Source organism: Armatimonadota bacterium (assembly GCA_023511795.1).
Classification (GTDB): Bacteria; Armatimonadota; UBA5829; order DTJY01; family DTJY01; genus JAIMAU01.
In genome coordinates this window covers 56,252-78,878 of record JAIMAU010000004.1, presented here as the reverse complement: position 1 = coordinate 78,878, position 22,627 = coordinate 56,252, and the positions used below count along the sequence as shown (strand labels likewise).

At 46.1% G+C, this 22,627-nt stretch carries 20 protein-coding genes; 11 read left to right on the top strand and 9 right to left on the bottom strand.

Annotated features, from left to right (window positions below):
• The first annotated feature begins 24 nt into the window (after positions 1–24).
• Entirely contained in the window at positions 25–720 is a 696-nt protein-coding gene (gene queC, locus K6T99_05985) for a 7-cyano-7-deazaguanine synthase QueC (GenBank protein MCL6519363.1), read from the top strand.
• Here queC and K6T99_05980 read toward each other — a convergent pair.
• Positions 717–2,108, bottom strand: a complete 1,392-nt coding sequence (locus K6T99_05980) for a sodium:alanine symporter family protein (GenBank protein ID MCL6519362.1) — start codon at positions 2,106–2,108, stop codon at positions 717–719. The two genes, queC and K6T99_05980, sit on opposite strands and share 4 nt — an antisense overlap.
• A 256-nt stretch (positions 2,109–2,364) precedes the next feature.
• Here K6T99_05980 and K6T99_05975 point away from each other — a divergent pair, with 256 nt between their 5' ends.
• The gene (locus K6T99_05975) at positions 2,365–3,057 is read left to right on the top strand and encodes a tetratricopeptide repeat protein (GenBank protein MCL6519361.1); all 693 of its coding nucleotides are present in this window, start codon (positions 2,365–2,367) and stop codon (positions 3,055–3,057) included.
• Between the two features lie 56 nt (positions 3,058–3,113).
• Here the strand turns inward: K6T99_05975 and K6T99_05970 are convergent, their stop codons facing one another.
• Entirely contained in the window at positions 3,114–4,229 is a 1,116-nt protein-coding gene (locus K6T99_05970; GenBank protein ID MCL6519360.1) for an alkaline phosphatase, read from the bottom strand.
• Positions 4,230–4,351: 122 nt separating this feature from the next.
• On the opposite strand from K6T99_05970, the gene K6T99_05965 reads away from it, so the two are divergent.
• The 3 genes from K6T99_05965 (at position 4,352) to K6T99_05955 (ending at position 6,087) form a co-directional block, all read left to right on the top strand.
• Entirely contained in the window at positions 4,352–5,425 is a 1,074-nt protein-coding gene (locus tag K6T99_05965) for a hypothetical protein (protein MCL6519359.1), read from the top strand.
• A gap of 185 nt (positions 5,426–5,610) precedes the next feature.
• The gene (locus K6T99_05960) at positions 5,611–5,793 is read left to right on the top strand and encodes an Em GEA1 (EM1) (GenBank protein ID MCL6519358.1); all 183 of its coding nucleotides are present in this window, start codon (positions 5,611–5,613) and stop codon (positions 5,791–5,793) included.
• A 117-nt stretch (positions 5,794–5,910) separates the two neighbouring features.
• Entirely contained in the window at positions 5,911–6,087 is a 177-nt protein-coding gene (locus tag K6T99_05955) for an Em GEA1 (EM1) (protein ID MCL6519357.1), read from the top strand.
• A gap of 122 nt (positions 6,088–6,209) precedes the next feature.
• On the opposite strand, the gene K6T99_05950 is transcribed toward K6T99_05955, so the two are convergent.
• The gene (locus K6T99_05950) at positions 6,210–9,071 is read right to left on the bottom strand and encodes a DUF4981 domain-containing protein (protein MCL6519356.1); all 2,862 of its coding nucleotides are present in this window, start codon (positions 9,069–9,071) and stop codon (positions 6,210–6,212) included.
• Positions 9,072–9,298: 227 nt separating this feature from the next.
• Between K6T99_05950 and rimI the strand changes: the two genes are divergently transcribed.
• The 6 genes from rimI to K6T99_05920 all read left to right on the top strand — a co-directional run bounded on the left by rimI (position 9,299) and on the right by K6T99_05920 (position 13,935).
• A complete protein-coding gene (rimI, locus tag K6T99_05945) occupies positions 9,299–9,832 on the top strand; it encodes a ribosomal protein S18-alanine N-acetyltransferase (GenBank protein ID MCL6519355.1) in 534 nt (177 codons plus the stop codon).
• Positions 9,829–10,833 (top strand): tRNA (adenosine(37)-N6)-threonylcarbamoyltransferase complex transferase subunit TsaD, encoded by a 1,005-nt coding sequence (gene tsaD, locus K6T99_05940; GenBank protein MCL6519354.1) that lies wholly within the window; start codon positions 9,829–9,831, stop codon positions 10,831–10,833. The genes rimI and tsaD overlap by 4 nt, the downstream gene beginning before the upstream one ends.
• Positions 10,829–11,518, top strand: coding sequence for a deoxyribonuclease V (gene nfi / locus K6T99_05935; protein MCL6519353.1), 690 nt, complete (start codon positions 10,829–10,831; stop codon positions 11,516–11,518). The genes tsaD and nfi overlap by 5 nt, the downstream gene beginning before the upstream one ends.
• Before the next feature lie 46 nt (positions 11,519–11,564).
• Positions 11,565–12,575, top strand: a complete 1,011-nt coding sequence (locus K6T99_05930; protein MCL6519352.1) for a potassium channel protein — start codon at positions 11,565–11,567, stop codon at positions 12,573–12,575.
• Positions 12,576–12,744: 169 nt separating this feature from the next.
• Positions 12,745–12,882 carry a DUF5679 domain-containing protein gene (locus tag K6T99_05925; GenBank protein ID MCL6519351.1) on the top strand — a complete coding sequence of 46 codons (138 nt, stop codon included), beginning with the start codon at positions 12,745–12,747 and terminating at the stop codon, positions 12,880–12,882.
• A 114-nt stretch (positions 12,883–12,996) separates the two neighbouring features.
• Entirely contained in the window at positions 12,997–13,935 is a 939-nt protein-coding gene (locus K6T99_05920) for an NAD-dependent epimerase/dehydratase family protein (GenBank protein ID MCL6519350.1), read from the top strand.
• Positions 13,936–14,058: 123 nt separating this feature from the next.
• On the opposite strand, the gene K6T99_05915 is transcribed toward K6T99_05920, so the two are convergent.
• The 6 genes from K6T99_05915 to dprA form a co-directional block, all read right to left on the bottom strand.
• Positions 14,059–14,811 (bottom strand): PEP-CTERM sorting domain-containing protein, encoded by a 753-nt coding sequence (locus tag K6T99_05915; GenBank protein ID MCL6519349.1) that lies wholly within the window; start codon positions 14,809–14,811, stop codon positions 14,059–14,061.
• Between the two features lie 408 nt (positions 14,812–15,219).
• On the bottom strand, positions 15,220–15,975 hold the full coding sequence (locus K6T99_05910) for a ribonuclease H-like domain-containing protein (protein MCL6519348.1): 756 nt from the start codon (positions 15,973–15,975) through the stop codon (positions 15,220–15,222).
• Positions 15,976–16,172: 197 nt separating this feature from the next.
• The gene (gene trmFO, locus K6T99_05905; protein ID MCL6519347.1) at positions 16,173–17,543 is read right to left on the bottom strand and encodes an FADH(2)-oxidizing methylenetetrahydrofolate--tRNA-(uracil(54)-C(5))-methyltransferase TrmFO; all 1,371 of its coding nucleotides are present in this window, start codon (positions 17,541–17,543) and stop codon (positions 16,173–16,175) included.
• A 54-nt stretch (positions 17,544–17,597) separates the two neighbouring features.
• Positions 17,598–18,611, bottom strand: a complete 1,014-nt coding sequence (locus K6T99_05900) for a Gfo/Idh/MocA family oxidoreductase (GenBank protein MCL6519346.1) — start codon at positions 18,609–18,611, stop codon at positions 17,598–17,600.
• Positions 18,612–18,714: 103 nt separating this feature from the next.
• Positions 18,715–21,105 (bottom strand): type I DNA topoisomerase, encoded by a 2,391-nt coding sequence (topA, locus tag K6T99_05895; protein MCL6519345.1) that lies wholly within the window; start codon positions 21,103–21,105, stop codon positions 18,715–18,717.
• 414 nt (positions 21,106–21,519) lie between these two features.
• Entirely contained in the window at positions 21,520–22,596 is a 1,077-nt protein-coding gene (gene dprA / locus K6T99_05890; protein ID MCL6519344.1) for a DNA-processing protein DprA, read from the bottom strand.
• Positions 22,597–22,627 lie beyond the last annotated feature (31 nt).

The following is a 22,627-nucleotide window of genomic DNA, read 5'->3' as shown; positions in this document are numbered from 1 at the left end:
AATTTCGGCTACAATTAATCTAACATGAACTCAAACAGTATTCATAATCCCAGGGCCGTGGTTCTCATTTCAGGTGGTTTGGATAGCGCAACGGCAGCGGCGATTGCAAAAGCGGAGGGTTATGAACTTTTTGGCATAACTTTCGCATATGGCCAGCGCCACTCGAAGGAGATTATAAGTGCAAAAAAAGTCGGCGAATTGCTTGGTTGTGTTCGCCACATCACAATAGAATTCGACTTGCGCCGATGGGGTGGAAGTGCCCTAACAGATGATATTGAGGTTCCACTCGACCGTCAAAAACCTGAGATATTGTCAGAGATTCCTATTACCTATGTTCCAGCGCGAAATACAATATTTTTGTCTTTCGCTTTGAGTTACGCTGAAGTAGTCGGCGCGGATACTATCGTAATAGGCGTTAATCAGCTAGATTATAGCGGCTATCCCGATTGCAGGGAAGACTATCTGCGGAAGTTCGAAGAGATGGCGAACCTAGCCACGAAAGCGGGCAGAGAGGGCCATCGGTTTCGCATTTATGCTCCCCTTCTTCATATGACGAAGGGCGAAATAATAAGACGTGGAGTTGAGCTTGGGGTTGACTATTCGCTAACTTGGAGTTGCTATCTCGGCCAGGAAAAGCCTTGCGGCAGGTGCGATTCTTGCCTCCTGCGTGCCGAAGGTTTTCGTGAGGCTGGAGTCAATGACCCACTAGTGGCGCCTTAACTATTTGCACTGATTTCGGCTAACGATACTGCAGGTTCGTCCTCAGCAACTAATTCTAGATTTCTCTCCCATAAATACTTTCGTGTCTCACCAACCACCACACCGCTTAAAAGAATAAGAGCAGCAAGATTTGGAATTGCCATTAGGGCATTTGCCGCGTCTGCAAAGCTCCATACAACCTTGAGTGTTGTTACTGATCCTAGCATTACGGCTCCGACCCATAATGTTCTATACGGTAAAATTGCTCGGCTGCCAAAAAGATATTCCACGGCTTTCTCACCGTAGTATGACCACCCAAGAATCGTAGAGAATACGAAAACAAATAGGCCAACAGTCAATACAATTGGTCCTACTATAGGAATGTGATGGAAGGATTGCTTTGTGAGTGCCGCACCCTGGAGCCCGGTTTGCCAAACTCCTGTGTTTACGAGCACCAAGCCTGTCATCAAACATACGACAACCGTGTCCCAAAACGTACCAGTGGAAGAGACAAGAGCCTGACGTACAGGGTTCTTTGTTTGTGCTGTGGCCGCCACTATTGGAGCAGAGCCAAGGCCAGATTCGTTTGAGAAAAGACCCCGTGCGACACCATATCTTGCCGCCATCATTACGGTAGCTCCTGCAAATCCTCCTGCGGCTGCCTTTCCCGTAAATGCCGATTTGATTATTAATGCGACTGAGCTAGGTATATTAGAATAACCTATTCCTAGAATGATTATGCAGCCAAGTACATAAAAGATTACCATGAATGGTACAAGTGCTTCGCATACGCGAGCAATTGATTTTATGCCACCCAAAATTACAGTTCCTGTCAGAATTGTTAGAATCATTCCGGTAATCCAAAATGGTACTCCCGCGACCTCATTTGCCATATGTGATATCGAGTTAGATTGGACCATATTTCCGATTCCAAAGGCTGCGATTGCTGTAAATATGGAAAAGAGCACTGCAGCCCATTTCATTCCCAAACCGCGTTCCAGAGCGTACATTGGGCCGCCAATCATCCTTCCATCAGGGGTCCGAACGCGATATTTAACAGCAAGCAGAGCCTCTGAGTACTTTGTTGCGATGCCGAACACGCCAGTCAACCAGGTCCAAAGAATAGCCCCTGGACCGCCCAAGGCAACTGCTGTTGCGACGCCAACGATATTTCCTGTGCCAATAGTGGCCGCGAGTGCAGTTGTTAGCGCACCAAATTGGCTCACGTCTCCCTCGCCTTCTCGCGACTTGCATAAAGATAGTTTAATTGCTAGCGGAGTGAACCTCTGGATGATTTTAAGGCGGAAAGTTAAGTACAAGTGGGTGCCAATTAGAAGAATCAGCATTGGAGGCCCCCACAAGTAGCTGTTCAGCCAGTCTAGAAACTTTTCAATGCTATAAGCTTCCATAGTTTTTCATACCTCGGATGTGGAGCGCTTCAGTCTTAAATGGTATGCGTAGCTTGCTAATGTGTCAAGACTTACTTCCAGGAGCAATTATATTCTATCTTTTTTCAAAAATTCTCATGTGGCGATATGACATATTACGAACGCCATTCTAGAATTAAACTAGCAAGGGTATACAAAAATTAAGTATTCTCCCCAGAATATAGTTTTAATTCTATTCTTGCCTTTGATTTGGGGGAGACTGAGGAGGTCGGTTTCAATGCGCTGCTTTGCTTGTACAATAGACTTTGACTATGATACGAGGATTTGTGCAATTTGTGGACGGCCACTGGAAACTGATTCGGACCGCTACTTCAAGGCGGGAATGGCGGCCTTGGATGCTGGCAATCTTGAGGAGTCCATCGTGCTGTTCAGTGATTGTCTAAATTTGAATCCAAGTCACCTGACAGCTCGCTTCAACCTTGGGATTGCATATTCCCTCAATAATCAATGTGATACTGCGATGGAGGAACTTTTAGCCGTTGCTGCACAAGACCCAAACTATCCTGGCCTTTTTACTGCACTAGGACAGGCTGCATTTGGAAGCTATCTCCACCACAGGGAGCTGGCTCAGGAAAGAGAACAGCAAATGCTCCAGCTTCTGGAAGAAGCCATTTCACGTGATGATGCTGATGTAGATGCGCTTTTCTCACTTGGCAATGCTTACATTGCCATTGATAACCCATTGCAAGCTCTTCCATACCTAAAGCGTGCAGCAATGATTGATCCAAATGCACCTGCGATATATTTTACACTGGCTAAGACATTCCAAATGCTTGGAAGAAGCCAAGAAGCCTTGATAATGGCGGAAAAATCACTGGCGATATCATCACCAGAGGATGGTTTCAGGGACCTAATTGAAGGATTGTTTAGCGACCTTCAAGATGAATTGCATGCTAAGCCAGAGATATAAGTTGCTGTATTGGTTCATATTTGCTAGTCAATTGCGTAAAGGTAAAAGCTAGCCAACTACCGAGTTATTGCGAATCCTTTAATTCCCCATTGCTTTGCAAGAATCTTTGGAACGTCAGTATTATCTAATAAACCACGGAAGGACTCAGCACCAGGTCCGTCGGCAAGAAGCAAAACGTTTACACCCGTATGGCTTTTTGTCGCCCAATTGGCGGTAAAATCCAAACTGCCTTCTTCTGAGCCGAGGATTGAAAGACCGCCGGTTTCATGGTCGGCGGTGACTACTACCAAGGTGTCTTTGTATTTGCGGGCGAACCCTAGCGCTTTTCCTACCGCGGCGTCGAAGTCGAGCAGTTGTTTTATCATGCCCTGAGTATCGTTCGCATGGCATTTCCAATCAATTTGGCCACCCTCGACCATGAGGAAAAAGCCATCCTTATCTTTCGAGAGGATTTCAATTGCTTTAGCAGTCATCTCAGCAAGGCTTGGCTCTGGTAGTTCCGTAGTTAGAGCCCCCATTTGGAACAAGCCAAGTAGCTTTCCCGCATTTATAGCAAACAAATCTTTTCTATTCTCAGCAATGGCGTACCCTGCGGATTTTGCTTCTGCGATGAGGTTGCGTTCGTCCTTGCGTTTGCTTCCGTCGGCGGACCCTGGGATGAAAACCTGGCGCCCGCCACCAAGGAGAACATCGATGCGGTTCTCAATTAGTTGGGGCGCAATGTCAGCTTCCTCGCCTCTTTTGGCTATATGAGCGCCAAAGCATGCTGGGGTTGCATGAGTGATAGTTGTGGTCGTTACCAATCCCGTGGCTTTGCCTAGTTTTGCTGCTGCCTCACGTATATTTTGCACCACTTTGCCGTTTGGAAGAACTCCAACCATCCCGTTGTTTGTTTTAAAGCCAGTTGCCAATGCGGTGCCTGCGGCAGCAGAGTCGGTTACGGTGGAGTTCGCCGAGTGGGTTTTAACTAGGGCTGTGTATGCCATAGAATCCATTTTCAGTGTTGTATGTTCGCGTTCCAATGTCATTCTAGTTAAAGCTATCTGGGCAATTCCCATTCCATCGCCAATCATGAGAATGATATTCTTCGGCTTTTGAGCCGAACAAGCAGGAATGAGAGTTGTTGCTAGTAAGATGGTGAGCAAAACGAATATTACTGTTCGTTTAATCATTTTCGTACCTCATTACTGGAAGTAATTAGCATCTTAATTAATTCATCTTGAGCCCGGGCACTTCCTCTTTATTTTCGGTTGTTTGCAGGATTTAGCCAAAATTTATAGAAAATTCAATTAGCATGAGGTTAGTCCTACTGTTATTTGTTCTTTTGGGTTTGGTTTCCCAATTTGCCACAGGTGCGCCGAAAGAGCCAATTTATGGGGTTGGCTATGTGCCGGTTTATCCTGAGAACCATCCTCTGGCGAAGGAGGGGGAAGTAGAAGCCGCACTCGAGATAGCAGACCGTTGTAGGAACGCTGGCTTGAATCATGTTAATCTTGTTGGTCCACTCCTCTTTTATGACTCCGACGTAGATTCTCGAATAGAAGCGCTTGTCTCCAAACTGCACGAAAAGGGTTTGACTGTTAGTTATTGCATTAATACGTTCCTAGATAAGCAAAAGCGAAATAAGGAGTTTGCTTGGAGAGACTGCAAAGGAAATCCTTATGGCGAGGAATACTTTTGTATGGCAGCAAGCCGCACAACCCGTGTTCTTCAGATTAAGCGGTGTATTGAGAGAGGAATTCAATTAGGCTTTGATGGCGTCTTGCTGAACTTTTTTGATTGGGGCACCGAAAATGATAAGATTTGCTTTTGCGATACTTGTGTTCGGGAGTTCTGTGATTCAATCGAAAAAAAATTCACTAGAGACGAACTTGCTATTAAGATTCTTTATGACGAAGGCATTGTCTCGGCATGGTGGGACAGAAAAATGAAAATTCGCACCGACATTGCCGCAGAACTCGTCAAATTTGCGCAAGAAGTTGCTTCGAAAAATAAAAGAGATTTCTGGGTTGGGCAGTGCGCTGGGGGAGCTGGCACTGAACCGGAGTATTGTGGTGCAATATTCGATATTCACGCGCCTGTGTTGTTTGGCTCAAGAGTTGCTGGTACACTTGAATCTTATGAGGAGATAACCAGAGCTTGCCAGAGTTGGAAACGCCGTGTTCCAGAAAAGTCTAAAGTAATAGCTTTGCTCAACTGCTGGCTGGGCAGTCCTCCACCACAAGATGTGCCTACCAATGAGCTTATGGAACTTGCCCAGGCGGCTATAAAAGGTGACGCGGATGGGTGGTTATTTGTGCCTGCAGACAAACTCAGCGACAACGATTGGAACACTCTGGCGAAATGTGCATCTGGGAATCTGAAGTAATTTTTACCACCCTTTTGCTATTTCTTTTATTTCAAGTAATACAAATTATCCCCAAAGAAGTGCATAAACCGTATTTCGTATGCCAATAGGTATTGAACGCATAAAAAGATGAAAACCCAGTGGGTTTAAAGGATTCGCCGCCTGGGAATTTCCAAAAAGAGAATCACAAAAGGAGGTGGACTGCCATGCGCAAGCGCGAGGGAAATCCAATGACTGTCAGAGAGGCTGGTCGAAAGGGCGGCCTGCGGACCTCGCAAACTCATGGTCATGAATTCTATCAGAGCATCGGCCATAAGGGAGGCATTAAAGGCGGTCCAAAGGTCAAGCAGCTAATCGAGGCTGGAAAGAAAGCCCTTGGGGAATTATAGTTAAAATCATTTGACTAGGTAGGAAGTGCCTGTCTTCCATTTGCCTTGTAAGGTTGCTTACCTTAGTAGATATATGTTTAATGGGTTTGCTGAGAATGATTGAGAGGAGGTGTCATTGTGACTCCTCAAAAGAAAGGTGAGATGACTGTCAGTGAGGCTGGGAAGAAGGGTGGAGAAAAAGGTGGTGAAGTGACTGCCAGGAAGTATGGCCACAGCTTCTATGAGGAAATCGGTCGTAAGGGCGGTCAAAAGGTAAAAAGGCTAATCGAGGAAGGCAAGAAATCACTGATGTGAGGTCTAGTGCTAGAAACTTCGATACAAGGAAGACAAGCGGCAGGTATTCTACCTGCCGCTTGACATTAATTACTGGCATCCTTGGTATTAAAACAGGTTTTAGAATTTGCACTTAAGTTAGCTTATTTATTAGTTGTCTTTGTTGCGCCCACCCAAAAGTTTCCTTCGATAACGTTGCCTTTCGACAACTCAAGGTAAAAATCTGGCACCACATTTGAGCTAATATCCCTTGGCGGACTGCATTGTTTGTTCACAATGAGTTGGTATTTCCCATTTTCGCCGAAGCCGCCTTTGCAATGATGTCGTTGGTCAGGTGCAAACTCAACTTTTAAGCCATGACCTTGCGAATTCGTAAGCGATGCCCAATCGCAGTTATACTTCGTCGAGTTAAAGTCAAAAGCATCGGGTCTGTTGATATTTGTTAGGTGCATATTTGCGCTATCGGGTAAGGCTGTTCCACTCGGACGACCGATGTGTGTCTCCGGGTAGACCGACCAAAGTGCCTGCCGCTTCCATGAAAACCGATTGTATTCATGAGGCATCTCAAAAGTCCAACCGAGTTCTTGGATATCAGCCTTTTGCCATTTCCATTCTATTCGGTAGCTAAACAGGCCGTTTTCGTATTCTGCATGCAGGTGGCCTACAACCGTCTTTGGTATATGTTCCAATACTATATCAGCATCTACAGATTTTATTTTACTTAGCGGAGTCGAATAAATGTCTGGTACAGCTGGCGACGAGATTATATTTACCAGCTTGCCTCGGTATCTTTTGCACACTTTCCAGCGGTATGGGTTATTCCCTGTGATGTTTCTAATGAGGTTGAGCCTTGGGAATGTAAGTTCATTAGGTGGCTTCACGTTTACCGTAGGCAAATGAGGTTGCTCTTGCTTTGCAATATTAAATTGATAGCTTATTATATTCCAACCGCCAGGATGGTTGAATTCTACACGCAACGTATCAGCACCTTTTTGCAGAGGGATTTCGATTTTGCCCGACGCCATAGGGGCGAGATTGGGCTTGATAGCGCCGGATGCAATCTCTTTGCCTTTTCTAAGGAGATGGTATGTCGTCTTGAGCTCTGAGAGGTCAGTAAATGAGTATCGGTTAGTTACGTTTAGGACGGCAACCCCAGGCTTTGTTTCAAGGTCGGCTTGGGAATCGAGAAGCACCGGCGTTTGAACCATTTTAATATGGTAATACTCGGGTCGAATATTACGCCAGCCATCCACTACCCCTTTTGTCTTAACATAATGTACGCCGGTTATTGGGTCGTATTCATAGTATTTGAGAGGATATTTGTCGGATACAGCTCTGTCTTGCCATTCCCAAAGGAAATTTCCGGCAATAACCTCGGAGTTCCATATTACGTCCCATGTGCGTTTGTGGACAGTGCCCCAGAGGTCAAGGCAACCATAATCTGCGCCATTTCGCACATCCCAGACATTTGGGTTTTCCGTATAGATGAGGGGCCATTTCGCCCTCCGCTCTTTATTGGCCGCATGTGAAGCTATTACTTCTGGCCGTGTGTAGTGGTGGTCGTCGAACTCCACATTATTCTCGTCTGCAGGGCGGCAGGAGTTTAGCCTCGGCCGTGTAGGGTCTAGCTGCTTTACTAGGTCCGCAGTAATCTTCTGGTTCCGTCCCTCCTTGTTTTCATTTCCGATTGCCCAGATTACCACGCACGGATGGTTTTTATCGCGAGCAATGGTTTCTCTAGCCCTCTGAAGCCATGCGGGAGTCATTTCAGGGTCATCAGTTGGGCACCAGCAGTATGGGAGCTCATCGACCACGTAGAAACCCATTTCATCGCAAAGATCGTAAAACTTAGAACCATATGGATAATGTGAAGTACGAATAGCATTAAAATTTGCGGCTTTCATTAGGGTTAAATCTTTGCGCCAGACTTCTTCATCAATTGCAGTACCCTTCGATGGATAGACATCATGTCTGCATATTCCTACAAGTTTTACAGGGACCCCGTTGACCAAGAAAACTCCATCCTTTATTGATATTTCCCTAATGCCAATGCGGCGGACGACCTTTTCAATTGATTTTCCGTTTGTGTCCCTAATCTCTATTGTTAAGTTGTAGAGATTTGGATGTTCGGCTGACCAAAGTTTCGGGTTTGAAACGATTTGCACAAGTTCTGCTTTTCCTCCTGCAACTCGCGATTCTATTTTCTCCTTGAGTTCGCCGAGATGCATGCAGACAATTGCATTGTCGGATTGCTCTCCACCAATGGCGATTAGAACTTTAACTTCCGCTTTTCCTCCGTCAAGGAGTCTCGTTTGTACTGTAATATCTTTAATGTATGTCTGCGGAACAGAGAATAAAGTTACAGGCCGATGGATGCCGCCCAGAAAGAAATAATCACCTGAGTCAAGATCTGCCGATTTTGTGTTCTTGGTCACTCGTAGGGCTAAAAGATTGCGTTCGTCAAACCTAATGTGAGGAGTAAGATCAGCCTGCCAGGCGGTCCAGCCGCTTTCGTGATAGTTTGGACGGTCCCAACTAGGTTCGCTAACGTTAACAGGGTGGCCATTTAGCCATATTTCGGCACCATTCTGCACGCCGTCAAAATTCACAAATACCAACCGACCTTTCCAGGAAGCTGGTACCTCAAACCACTTGCGGTAGAATCCAGATGCATTGTCTGGTTGGTCATAAGTTGCGGGTGAGAAGCCAGTCATTTCCCAGTTGCTGGGCACAGCGAGGTCATGCCAAGCTTTGTCTTCCTTATAGGTAAGTTCGTAAAATGGTTCGAACGTCGCTGGCGTTGTGATTGGGTCCTTTGCGCTGAGTTTCCGCTTTTGTCCTTTGTTTTTAACCGCACCTTGTTCGAGCTTGAAGCGCCATATACCATTGAGCGATTGTACGTATTTGGGCTCAGATGGGATTACTGCAGCAAATGAGCTTTCAGAGAAGTAAAGCGACATCAGGGACGCAAGGACAATTCCAGCGAAAAGCGAATAGTAAAACAAGTTTATCACCTCTCTAAAATTGGATTTCTTTCAAGTTTCGTTGTAGCTCAAACTTTTTCCTTCAATATTCTCTATAATTAGAGAGTTTTTTGGAACCTAGGTTGGTGGAAGTAATCGGTTTGAGGGCACGCGCTAGTTTTCATATTTGGATTCAGAGGGTATGTTTCCTTCGGATTATGTTTGACACTCCAAAAATATTTATGTTAGACTGCCGTGGAGATAACACTATGATTGCTAAGAAATCCGCTGATAGGCAAGTTCAAATTACAATTGAACAGATGAAGCCCGAAGACATAGAGGCAGTTGCAGAGCTAGATACTAAGTGCTTTCCTACGCCTTGGTCAGTCAGCGCCTATTCAACCGAAGTTCACAACCCTAATGCGTACTACATTGTAGCTAGACACAACGGTAAGATAGTGGGATATGCAGGAATGTGGTTGGTGATGGAAGAGGCTCACATAACTACTATAGGTGTGGATCCTGATTTTAGAGGTATGAAGATAGGCGAGCGCATGCTGGTAAATTTGCTCGATGAGGCGATACACCGTGGCGCTAGGCGGGCCACATTGGAAGTTCGTGAGCACAATCTAATAGCCCAGAATCTTTATCGCAGGTACGGTTTCTACGTTGCAGCGATTCGCCGAGGTTACTACACGGACAATAATGAGAACGCGCTGGTTATGTGGATTGATGATTTGTGGGATGAGAATTTTCTTCGCAATCTGCGAATCAACAGGGAGAAATTAAGAGAAGCCGAATGATAATACTTGGTATTGAGACTAGCTGTGACGAAACAGCAGCATCTGTTGTTCGTGATGGACGGGAGATACTCTCCGACATAATAGCTTCTCAGGTCGACTTACATTCAAAGTTTGGTGGAGTAGTGCCAGAGATTGCCTCTCGCAAGCACCTCGAGCTATTAAATCCTGTAATAAAAGAAGCGCTTGATAATGCGCATGTCTGCTTCTCGGATTTAAACGCAGTCGCTGTAACAAACCGCCCAGGACTTCTTGGGGCGCTTCTAATTGGCGTATCTGCCGCAAAAGCTGTTTCTGCCGCTGTGGAAATTCCATTGATGGGCATTCACCATCTCGAAGGACATATTTATGCAAATTTCCTGGTCAATCCCGAGTTAGAGTTTCCGTTCGTGTGCCTTGTAGTCTCTGGCGGACATTCCGATTTAGTGCTGGTGAAGGGGCATGGAGACTACAAAATGCTAGGGCGAACACGGGATGACGCCGCTGGGGAAGCATTCGATAAGTCTGCTCGGGTTCTAGGTTTGGGGTATCCAGGCGGTCCAATTATTGATAGATTGGCAAAAGAAGGCAATCCTGAGGCTATCCACTTCCCGCGTGCCAAGCTTGAGGGGACGCTCGATTTCAGCTTTAGTGGCTTGAAAACCGCGGTAATTCGGTTCTTTAGGGAACATGGCTCGGATTTTCGGATAGAAGATATAGCCGCTAGCTTTCAAGCGGCAGTAGTGGACATGCTTGTTGAGAACACAATGAAAGCCGCTGAACTCACTGGCGTCCGCAATATAGCGCTCGCAGGCGGAGTGGCAGCGAACTCTGGTCTTCAGAGGAGAATGCTCGACGAGGCAGCAAAACGGGGAATTGGGCTAACGTATCCTCCTCCTAGATTGTGCACTGACAACGCCGCTATGATTGCATGTGCAGGTTATTACCATCTGCTGAGAGGCGAAATTGATGGTTTAGATTTGGATACCATCGCCAGCGAGCCGCTTGTTAAGGATGAGTATTAGGTTCTTTGAACTTCACAAATGGGAGGTTTCGGTTGGGGAAGCAGTTGAAATTCAGCACTCCCTCAAAAGCAGAGTGTCGTTGGAGGATGGGTTTCTTGACCTAAATTTAATTGCCGGTGTGGATATGAGTATTTCAAAGGCAAGCCAGCAGGGCCATGCTGCTGTGGTTGTCCTTTCTTTTCCAGATTTAAACTTAGTTGAAGTTCGTCAGGCTACCCGCAAACTGCAGTTTCCTTATGTTCCTGGTTTTCTCTCTTTTCGAGAAAGTCCGGTAATTCTTCAGGCGTTTTTGGCAATTGAGCACGTTCCTGATGTGGTTATAGTGGATGGTCAAGGAATCGCTCACCCACGAGGGTTCGGAATAGCTTCTCATCTTGGTGTTTTGCTTGACATACCAACCATTGGTTGCGCGAAGTCTTACCTTTATGGGGTATATGAGGAACCAGGACTTGAGCGAGGTTCCAGCACGCCCTTGTTTGATTTGGATGGCAGACAGATTGGGAATGTTGTTCGCACGCGCACCGGCGTAAAGCCAGTCTTCGTTTCACCAGGACATAAGATTAGTTTTGATTCCGCAGTAAAGATTGTTTTGGATTGTGCGCCTCAATATAGGCTTCCAGAACCTATTCGGGTGGCCCACAGGTTTGCAGCTGAAAAAGCAGGAGTTAGTACGCTCGCTGTGTAATTAATCCAAAGCACAATTTGTGCAATTATGTTTTTGGAAACATCCTATGGACCCAATTAGACAGCTTAAGTTCGCTGTTTTGGTTGTGTTTGCCCTCATCGCTCTAGGTACGTTTGGCTACTCGTATATAGAGAACATGCCACTATTGGATGCTCTTTACATGACTGTGATAACCATTACAACCGTTGGTTATCGTGAAGTGCATCCCCTTTCGCAAGATGGGAAAATTTTTACCATTGTCTTAATTCTTGCAGGCGTTTCGACTCTTTTTACAGTGGTATTTTGGACAATAGGCAATGCAATAGAGTTTGCTGCAACTGAAAGAATGCAACATCTTTTCTGGAGGAGAAGGATGCAAAAATCGATTAACTCCGTAAAGAATCACTATATAGTGTGCGGATATGGGAGAATGGGTCAAGCCATTGCGTCTGAGTTTCGACGGCGAAATATACCATTTGTGGTTGTTGAAAATAACCCAGAGCAGCTGCCCAAGCTCGTTGCTGAGAGAGCGCTTTTCGTAGAAGGCGACGCCACCGATGAAAAGGTGCTTCTCGCAGCCGGAGTTGAGCGGGCTAGAGGACTCATCTCAGTCGCTCCTACCGATGCCGACAATACCTTCATAGTCTTGACGGCAAAGGGATTGAATCCTAACCTATATACTGTTGCTAGGTCTATTAAGGTTGAAGATGAGCCGAAGCTTCGAAGGGCTGGCGCGGATAGGGTGATGTCGCCCTATATTTTAGGAGGAAAGAGAATGGCTTGGGCCGCTCTTCGCCCAACGGTAGTGGATTTTCTGGAAAATGCTTTATATAGCGAGGAATACGAGCTTGAGATAAGCGAAGTTACTGTTTCGGCTGATTCCGAGTTTGTTGGCAAGACTTTGCGCGAATCAGGCATCCGCGAGAAATCCGGTGCAAACGTAATAGCACTGAAAACTAAAGAAGGTGCTTTAACCCCAAGTCCGTCGCCGGATGTCGAAATCAGAGAGGGCGATATCCTTGTAGTCCTTGGTACTCCAAAGCAGCTTGAGGCTTTGCAAAAACTTGCTAAAGCATGAAAAATTGCTTGTATTTGAAGGATTTTTTCGCTAGGTGGGAGAATATATAGGCTAGAATTGCAAGTTTTTCTGCGCTTGAGGAGCTCTCACGCTAGTGGAGAGCGAATTCTGAGAAGTAGAAAGCAGTCAAATTCAAGCGCCGACGCCAAAGGCAGAGGAGGTGATCTAAATGGAGGCATACTGCGTCAAGTGCAAAGCAAAGAAGGAAATGAAGAACCCAGTTGCAACGACTATGAAGAATAAGAAGCCGGCGACCAAGGGTACTTGCCCTACCTGCGGCACGACGATGTACAGGATTGGAAAGTAAAACTAGTTACGCACAGCAAGTTTTAGGGGGCGGTGTGCGCGAAAAATGACGCACTGCCCCCAGTTTTGTTATGTTTTTCAACAAAGGGTATGACGGAGGAATAAAACAAACGAGATGAATTGCCTCGTAACGGGTTGTGCAGGATTTATAGGCTCAACGCTTTCAGAGAAGCTTCTCTCACTCGGATGCAACGTTGTCGGAATAGATAATTTCAGCGATTATTATTCAAAAGACATCAAGCTTTTAAACCTCAGCATTGTTCTCAGCCACCCAAGGTTTCGATTCGTTGAGGGCGACTTGCTTGCCCTTGATTTAAAGCCCCTTTTATCGGAGGTTGATTGGGTCTTCCACGAAGCTGCCCAGCCGGGTGTGCGCATGAGTTGGGGTGCAAACTTTGGCGTATATGTGCGCAACAACATCCTTGCCACGCAAAGGTTGCTGGAATCAGCGGTAGGTACGAATATTCGGCGCTTGGTTTATGCTTCCTCATCTTCGGTATACGGCAACTCGCCCGAACTTCCACTCAGGGAGTCGGCTAAGCCACAGCCCGTATCGCCCTATGGGGTCACAAAACTTGCTGCGGAGAACCTTTGCCACCTTTATTTTGTAAATTACGGTCTTCCCGTGGTCTCCCTCCGCTATTTCACTGTATATGGACCCCGCCAGCGTCCTGATATGGCTTTCCACCGCTTCATCAGGGCAGCAATCAAGGGCGAAGAGTTGATTATCTACGGCAACGGCAAGCAGACTCGCGATTTTACTTATGTAAGCGATGTATGCGATGCCAACCTTTTGGCTGCACAGGCGAAGGAGGTTGAGGGCGAGGTTTTCAACATTGGCGGCGGGTCGCATGTCGACCTAAATAAAGTCGTTGAAGCTATCGGCGAACTTGTTGGGCACAGCTTGAATGTTCGGCGTGTTGAAGACCAATTGGGGGATATGCGGCATACGCTGTCGGATATCTCTGCGGCAAGGAAAAGGTTAGGTTATAGCCCTAAAGTTTCGCTTCATGATGGCCTTGCAAGTCAGGTTAGCTGGATGCTCTCTTTATAATGTAAGAGGGCCATCCTCATTGCTGCTTTGGATGGCCCTCGATTTGGTGTGCTTTTTGATTAGTACTTTTGCTAATCTGGCGGCTAAATTGCACACCTGTAACGAGTCATTTGCCTTATGTCTTTATGACATTCTTCTCCGAATCACAAATCCAGCAAGTCCGCTCAAGCCAGTAGCCAAAGCCAGTAGGCTGCTAGGCTCAGGTATTGGAGTCAAGGGCTTAATTCCATACTCCATTACATAGCCCTCTGATTCCGCATTTGCCGGGGTGCTTGCGGTTAGTCTTATTATAGGTAGAGTAAGCGTGAAGAACTCAACATTTGTTGCTGACGGAGTGGTTGGAACTGGAATTTGCCACTCTGTGCCATCTGCTGGCGCGCCCGCTACACCGCGGTTATTTATCATCTTGATGTAGTAAATCCAGTCTATACCATACTGCTTTCCGTTGAACACGCTAGGTGGCGCGACAGCCAAACCCAATGGATAGAAGCGCAATCTAATAGTAGTGAACTGAGCAGGAGCATCTCTCAATCCATACACCCGAACATCCCAAGTCTTGGTAAGTGACAAATCATTGGTAGCAAACGGAGCCTTGATATCCTTCATCATTGCCTCAGTTCTGCCTGGGATTATGGTGGTAAGCCAAGCCGCGTACGTTTTGCCAAACGGGTCAGGGAGGAACTGAGCTGAGCCATCCTGAGCGTCATAGCCGTCTACAGACGCCGGGTACATACCCAATTGAGTGGTGCTCATGTATTCATCGGTGCCAAAGTCGGCGGTGATTTTAAACCGCCAGTTGTTTTCGGCTGCCTGTGCGGTTACGGATATAGCGAACACCATCAGGACAGCCACAGAGAGAATCAGAACCTTCTTCATTTTTTTCTTTACTCCTTTCAGAAATTTTCGCGGCTTTGTCGATTGCAGCCGGCCGCCATTCAGCTCCAATCACATCGTCCGCGGATTTTAAATTCCGTTCTTTCTTTGAGAGTGAGAGCTCTTAACCTGCTTTAGAGATTTCTCTCTCTTTCATCAGTGGCGTGCTTTGCTCTTCACTCCAATAGAGGTACTTGCAATTATCATGCCAATCGAACTTTGGATTTTAATTTTTTTGCTCTGGCCATCGATTGGATGGTTTTGCAAGTCCCACTTTACCCCTTAGAGGGTTCAATGGGGGATAATGCAAGAAGAATGCCAAATAAGCTGGGATAAAGCTCTGAAAGGAAAATAATAGGGTTGTTTGGATAATTTTGAGTCGCTTGGGGATTTTTGAATAACTTTCCAGGCTTATAGCCCGATATGGGGCAGGAGTTCTGCCATTGCTATCAAATCGAGGGCATTGTGGCGAAAGATGATCTCGATGGTCTCGGCATTTCCAGTGCGCACAAAAGCATGGTAAAGCTCGGGTATGATTTCTCTGGGAATATCGCCAAATCTCCTACGACCGCAAATGTTCTCTTCCAGGGTCTTAAGTTGGCAGTTTGGGAGTATTCGACGCCACTTTCGTCGCGCATGATGCAGGAGGTCGAGGTGCTCGACGTCAAACTTTGCCTCTAGCTTGTGGTATAGCATACGGTCGCGTATATATGGAATATCATAGGCTTTGCCGTTAAACGTTGCTAACATTTTATGCTTGGCAATAGTGTCGGCGGCATGGGCGAGAATGCTTTTTTCTTCGGCGTAGTTTCTCGCAAAGAACTGTTCTATCCTCAATTCGCCATCACACACTCGCATAATTCCTATTAAGAAAAGAGGACGGCTAGCCATGCCGCAAGTTTCGATGTCTAGGAACAGTGTCTCCTCAGGTGAATAGCCTAAAGTAGTGAGTACGGTCAGTCTACTAATAAGCTCCTCTTGGGGCAGGATGCCGAAATCGCCAGCCGAGCGTTCGACTATGTATAATTCGCCATACTCATGTTCATGAACGCGGCCAGGGATGACGCTTTCAAGTGTCGTTGGAGTGATGTGGTACTCTAAAGTTTCTGTTTTATTGCGCTCTAGATTAAATTTCGATAGCTTGCGTCGCAAATCAGGCGAAAGCATTGTTTACCACCTTGTCCTGCATACTTTCATATTGGCGTTGGATTGATGTGGGGTTTGTGGCCTTATTCGATTACAAGGTTGAGACACTGCACCCTTTGCTTATTCCTCTTTTGCTCCAAGAGAAATAAAAGCCAGCGCTACTTAATTAAAATTAATTGTCCTCTATGGAAAAGGAGCATGACGTTGATAATTCGATTCTAACAAACATGTTGTTGCAGCACAAGGGCCATCTTTCGAATTGACCCAATTGCAATTTCGACTTGGCGGCGTTGACGCTCTTGCTTGTTTCGAATTGGCGGCTCCGGTTTTGGAAGAATGCCAAAGTTTGCGTTCATTGGTTGAAAATTGGTTATTGTGGGCGAAGAGATGTAGTTTGCTAGTGAGCCAATCATGCTCTCCCGGGGAAAGGTAAGAAGTTCCTCGCCTTTTAGGAGTCGTGATGCATTAATACCAGCGACCAACCCCATTGCCGCTGATTCCACATAGCCTTCGACGCCTGTGATTTGCCCGGCAAAAAACAAGTTTGACGCAGAGTGAGTATTCTTTGTCTGAGGCTGGCGGGTAGTTTTTTGGGGGTCAAACTTCATGGTAGGTTGCAAGAGGCGTGGCGAGTCTATATAAGTATTTCGGTGCATTACACCAAACCGAACAAATTCTGCGTGTTCTAGGCAGGGAATCATGCGGAAAACGCGTTCTTGCTCTCCCCACTTTAGCCGGGTCTGGAAGCCCACAAGGCCATATAGTGTGCCTTCTATGTTCTCTTGCCGAAGTTGAACGACAGCAAAGGGGCGCTTGCCTGTTCTGGGATCTATTAGACCTACTGGTTTTAACGGTCCAAAGAGGAGTGTTTGTTTTCCCCTTGATGCCAATTCTTCAATAGGCATACAGCCTTCAAAAAGCTTCAAGGGTTCAAATTCAGCAAGGGGTACCCGCTCAGCAGATATCAAAGCTTCCCAAAAGGCATTGTATTCTTCTTCAATCATCGGACAATTAAGATAAGCTGCTTCTCCTTTGCCGTATCGCGAAGCGCGGAAAGCCTTGTCATAGTTAATGGAATCTGCGGTGACAGTGGGGGCGACTGCGTCATAAAAATAGAGGTGCTCGCGCCCAGTGAGCTTGCTGATTTCCCGAGCTAGGGCATCAGATGTTAGAGGTCCTGAAGCAATAATTGTCGTGCCTTCTTTGGGAATTTTGGTAATCTCTTTTCGAATTAGAGTAACGTTTGATAACGATGATACGCGCTCGGTAACACACTCGGCAAACTTATCACGGTCAACTGCTAGAGCTTCCCCAGCCGGAACGCGATTATCGTCTGCGCAGGCAATGACAACTGAATTTAGGATACGCATTTCTTCCTTAAGGAGTCCAGAGGCTGTTGTGAGGAGGTTTGATTTGAGGGAGTTACTACATACAAGCTCGGCAAGGAGACCCGTCTTATGCGCAGGTGTTTGTTTCTTGGGGCGCATTTCATATAGACAAACCTCTATGCCGCGTTGTGCCGCCTGCCAAGCGGCTTCTGCTCCTGCTAGTCCCCCACCGATTATTGTTAATTCACCATTATTAGGCATATGCTTGATAATTCTTAGAAATTTTATAAAAGCCTCTGTGCCTTTCAAATTAAATCATATCTCTATGCCAAATAACCCTTCGTCGCCTGCGTGCTGTGTCAAAAGTGCTACATAGCTAGCTCGAAGCACATCCTCTGTTGAAAGCCCTTCAGTTTTTCCATGTAAGACCTCTTCTGCAAAGGACCTAAGATATCCACCTGAGTTGTCTTTTGCGGGTGGAAACATCTCGGGTTCTTTATTCCCATCTTTCGCAAGCATTATTGATTTTGCAGTGCTGGACGTTTCAATTATGCCTTCGCGTCCAAAGAAAGTCATTCGCCAATAAAAGTCGAGTGTATAGCCTAGCGAATTCGGCATGAAATATGAAACATCGCCGACTACTCCTCCGTCATTAGACAACTTGAGCATAAACTGACCGGCATCACGGAAATGTGGCGTCTGAGTTGCAAAGGCGTTCCAACTTCTGGCAGCAACAATTTGTGACCACTCGAGCCCGGTTGCCCAGGGAATCAGGTCAAAGGCGTGTATTCCAATGTCGTTGATAGTCCCACCGTGTTTTCCCTCTTCAAAGTACCAGGCTGGTCGTGTGCCGAACAGTAGCGGATGCTGGCCATAAACAACAACGCCGTGAACTTCGCCAATTGCGCCCGCATGGATAAGTTCGTGAGCGCGAATGAATTGCCCTTTATCGCGCAAGTCGAGCATGCAACCTACCTTGAGCTGATTTTCGATGGAGAGCATGTTGATTTTATCGAGTTCATCAAAGCTTGTGCAGATTGGTTTGTCAGAAATAACATGTTTACCACTTTCAAGTGCCCTAATGATTATGCTCCCTCGTTTTCCATAATAGTTGCCCACTGCTATTGCATCGCATTCAACTTCGTCAAGCATTTTATCAAAGTTATCATGGGTAATCCGCGCCCTCATGCTTTCGTTAAGTTGTTGTCTTGTTTCGTCGTCTTCCTCGCATGCCGCGATTACTTCGAAGTCGTTGGACGCATTGGCACGAGAGTAAAGATCAAAGATATGAGAATGGCGGAATCCTATGAACGCAATTCGTATTGCCATATATTCCTCCGATTTTAAAATAATTCCAAAAATAAACAGCCAGCTTGGCATGCTTTAAAAGCATTCTATCCCAAACCGGCTTGTTTGTCATCAGTAAGAGCTTTTAAACTTGAGAGGCAATTACCTCTTCTTTAGGTTCTTCCGTTATGGATTCCTTATAATCGCATTCCTCCGCTATACATTCAATGCCTCGAGGATTACCGTTCCATTGTTTTTCAACAAGCATTGAACCACACTTTGGACATTTGCGACCAATCGGCTTATCCCATGATACAAAAGTGCATTCGGGATACCGATTGCAGCCATAAAATGTTTTTCCCCTTCGAGTTTGTTTCTCTGCGATTTCGCCTGTGCATCCTTCGATTGGGCATGCAACTCCAACAGGTTGTGGGATGTTTTCAATGTATTTGCATTTTGGATATCCAGAACAGCCAAGGAACTTTCCGTACTTGCTTGTGCGCTTTACAAGCGGTTTTCCACACTGCGGACAGTTTTGGTCTGTGACTTCCTCACCACCATTGCCGTTCGTGTTGTTCTCTGCGTGGGAAGCGTATGTGCACTTTGGATAATTACTGCACCTGTATTTTCCACTTCCAGCGCTGGCTTCAACGATTGTCCCACCACATCCTGGTACTGGGCATGGTTCGCCGATTCCTTTGGAAACGACTGTTTTGCATGTAGGGTAGCCTGAGCATCCCAAGAACAATTGTCCAAATTTGCTTTCCCAAATAAAGAGCGGAAGACCGCAATTTGGGCATTTTTCGTTTGTTTCCTTTGGAAAAATCTTTACTTTTTCCATGTTTTTTTCCGCATTTTCTAATGCGCTTTTGAATGGGTTCCAGAACTCATTTAGTACGTCAACCCAGTTGAGCTCGCCCTCTTCGATTTCATCAAGTTTCGATTCAACACCAGCGGTAAACTCCACGTCAATAATATCTGGGAAGTGTTTCACTAAAAGGTCATTTACAACGAATCCTAATTCAGTTGGCACAAACTTCCTGTCCTCTAGTAGAACATATTTCCTTTCCTGAATCGTCGAAATGATTGTCGCATATGTGCTTGGGCGGCCAATTCCTTTTTCCTCAAGCGCTTTTACAAGCGTTGCTTCAGTGTACCTCGGCGGAGGCTCGGTGAAATGTTGTTTTGGAATCATCTTGACTAGGTGCAAAGTTTCGTCTTTCGCTAGTCTTGGCAGAATTTGGTCTTCTTCCTCATCTTTTCCATTATCCTTGCCTTCAATATAAAGTATGGTGAAACCCGGGAATTTTACTGTTGAACCGTTTGCTCTAAACAAATAGTCTTTTGCCGAAATATCGACAGTAGTGATTTTTAGCACGGCAGATTCCATTTGGCTTGCCAGGAAACGCTGCCAGATAAGTTGATAAAGGCGAAATTGGTCTGCGGTCAAATACTTTTTTACATCTTCGGGCCGTCGTGAGACAAGTGTAGGGCGTATAGCCTCATGTGCATCTTGGGCTGTTTTCTTTGATTTGTATTGTCTTGGGTCTGCGGGCAGATACTCCTTGCCAAACTCCGACTCTATAAAATTACGTGCTTGGGCTATTGCCTCAGATGCAACTCGGGTGGAGTCTGTCCGCATGTATGTAATTAAGCCGACGGAGCCTTCCGGCCCAAGCTCTATACCTTCGTAGAGTTCTTGGGCTATAAGCATTGTCTTTTTGCTAGAAAAACCAAGCTTGCGCGATGCATCTTGCTGGAGTGTACTCGTAATAAACGGAGGTGAAGGATGTCGTTTTTGCTCACGTTCCTTGATACTAACAACTATGTATTTTGCGCCTTCAAGGTCGCTGAGGACCTGTTTTGCCTCAGATTCATTCTTTAGTTTGATCTTCTCACCATTTTTTTCGACAAGCTTTGCTGAGAATTGTTTTTCATTATCGAATTTTGTGAGTAATGCAGTTAGAGACCAGTATTCCTCTGGGACAAATGCTTGAATTTCGCGCTCTCGGTCACATATAAGACGCACAGCGACTGATTGTACTCGGCCGGCGCTTAGGTATTTCTTTACCTTTTGCCAAAGGAGTGGACTTAGCTTGTATCCAACAAGCCTATCCAGAACTCTGCGTGCTTGCTGGGCATCTACAAGGCGCTCGTTTACCTCCTGTGGATGAGCTAGGGCATCTCGGACGGCGTTGCGAGTGATTTCGTTGAAGGCAATGCGCTTAGCATTTTTAAGGCCAAGGACCTGAATCAGGTGCCATGCGATTGCCTCGCCCTCACGGTCAGGGTCGGTGGCTAGATAAACTTGCCCTGCTCTTTTTGCTTGCTTCTTTAGGTGAGCAAGAACTTTCTTCCGTTCCGGAATTATAACGTACTTGGGTTTGAACCCATGCTCGATGTCTACTCCGAGTTCCTTCTCGGGAAGGTCGCGGACGTGGCCCATCGAAGCTTCGACGTTAAACTCATCCTCCAGGAAGTTCTTTAAAGTTTTAGTTTTTGCCGGTGATTCAACAATAATAAGTGCTTTTGACATCCTAATTTAAAACCTGCCAATTAGGCGAAAAATTTCTAATTAATCTGACCAAGCGATAATCCTTCCCTATGCTGGCACTTCATTATAGCCGAAGTTTTTTGTTATCAAACGAGGTGGATAATTGAATTGCAAACGCTGGATTTTAGTTTGGGCGTTTGTTTACTCCCACCCCAAATGAAATTACTTTGCTGACACGATTATCGGGAGCGGTGGTCAGTAACTTAAGACCAGATTTCGCTCCCGAAAGTTCCAAATATTATCCTTTCTACTTACGAGAGAAGAATTATAATGCTGCTAATCTGTTGTGTCAATTCCTATGAAGATATTCAGTTTCGACCTTGCTTTGCTTGAAGCAAAAATTTAATCATAAATCTGATTATTGTGCAACGATGAGCGTTGGCTTAGTAATCGAAATTAGACTGCTCTAACATATGCGTTTCCTGGTACTCGGCGAATAAGGCCAAGCATTTCCAGAATAGTAAGGGTGCTATTAGCAGTAGCTGCCGTTAGCCTGCATTCTCCAATGATCTCATCAACATGTTTTGGGTGAAGATTGAGAACTTGGAGAATAGCCTTCTGTTCGGTTGTTAGGTTGCTAGGTATGCTTTGCCGCTCTCGCCCTGTGCTTTCGGCTTCAATTCCAAGGTCTTCTAAAACGTCTTCTGCATGCTCGATGAGTTTTGCTCCTTCTTTGATAAGTTTATGGGGTCCTTGGCTTGTAGCGCTGTCCGTAGGTCCAGGCACAGCCCAAACGTCACGACCCTGGTCGGCCGCAAGCGTTGCGGTAATCATAGCACCTCCCTCAACGCCGCTTTCAATAACCACTACTCCAAGCGCTAGACCACTAACAAGGCGATTGCGCACAGGGAACCGCCAAGACTCTGGTTGGGTGCCAGGTGCAAATTCCGAGATTACGGCTCCGTTTTCGCTAATTTTCTTCATCAGCCCTCGGTTTTCGTAAGGGTAGGGCACGTCAATTCCACTTCCAAGAACAGCAATTGTTCTGCCAGCCTGGATTGCTGCAGTGTGGGCAATTGTGTCTATCCCTCGAGCTAAGCCACTCACAACCGTTAATCCCCTGCGTGCAAGATCGCGGCTGAGTTTTATTGCTATCGAACGGCCATACTCTGTGGGGCGGCGGGTTCCGACGACCGCTACTGCAAACCGGTCTTCCTCACGTAGTTCGCCAAGAACAAATAGAACGGGCGGCGGGTCGAATATTTGCCTGAGGTTCGCTGGGTAGTTTTCATCCCAATAAGTAACAATTTTGCCGCCAACCTTTTCTAGACTGGCAAGTTCTTTGTCCACCGGTTCCACAGCTACTTGTTGTATGCGCTCGACAGTCCTAGGGTGAATGTCGCAAACATGTACGAGTTCTTTAGCACTAACGTGGAACAATTCATCGGGACCGCCAAAGTGCTCTACAAGGGCAAGAGCTTTCTTTGGATTTTCTATTTTTGCCAAACGTATCCAATTTTCTACGGACATCATAGCTCCCTTATGGCTGTTTACTCGGCAGAGT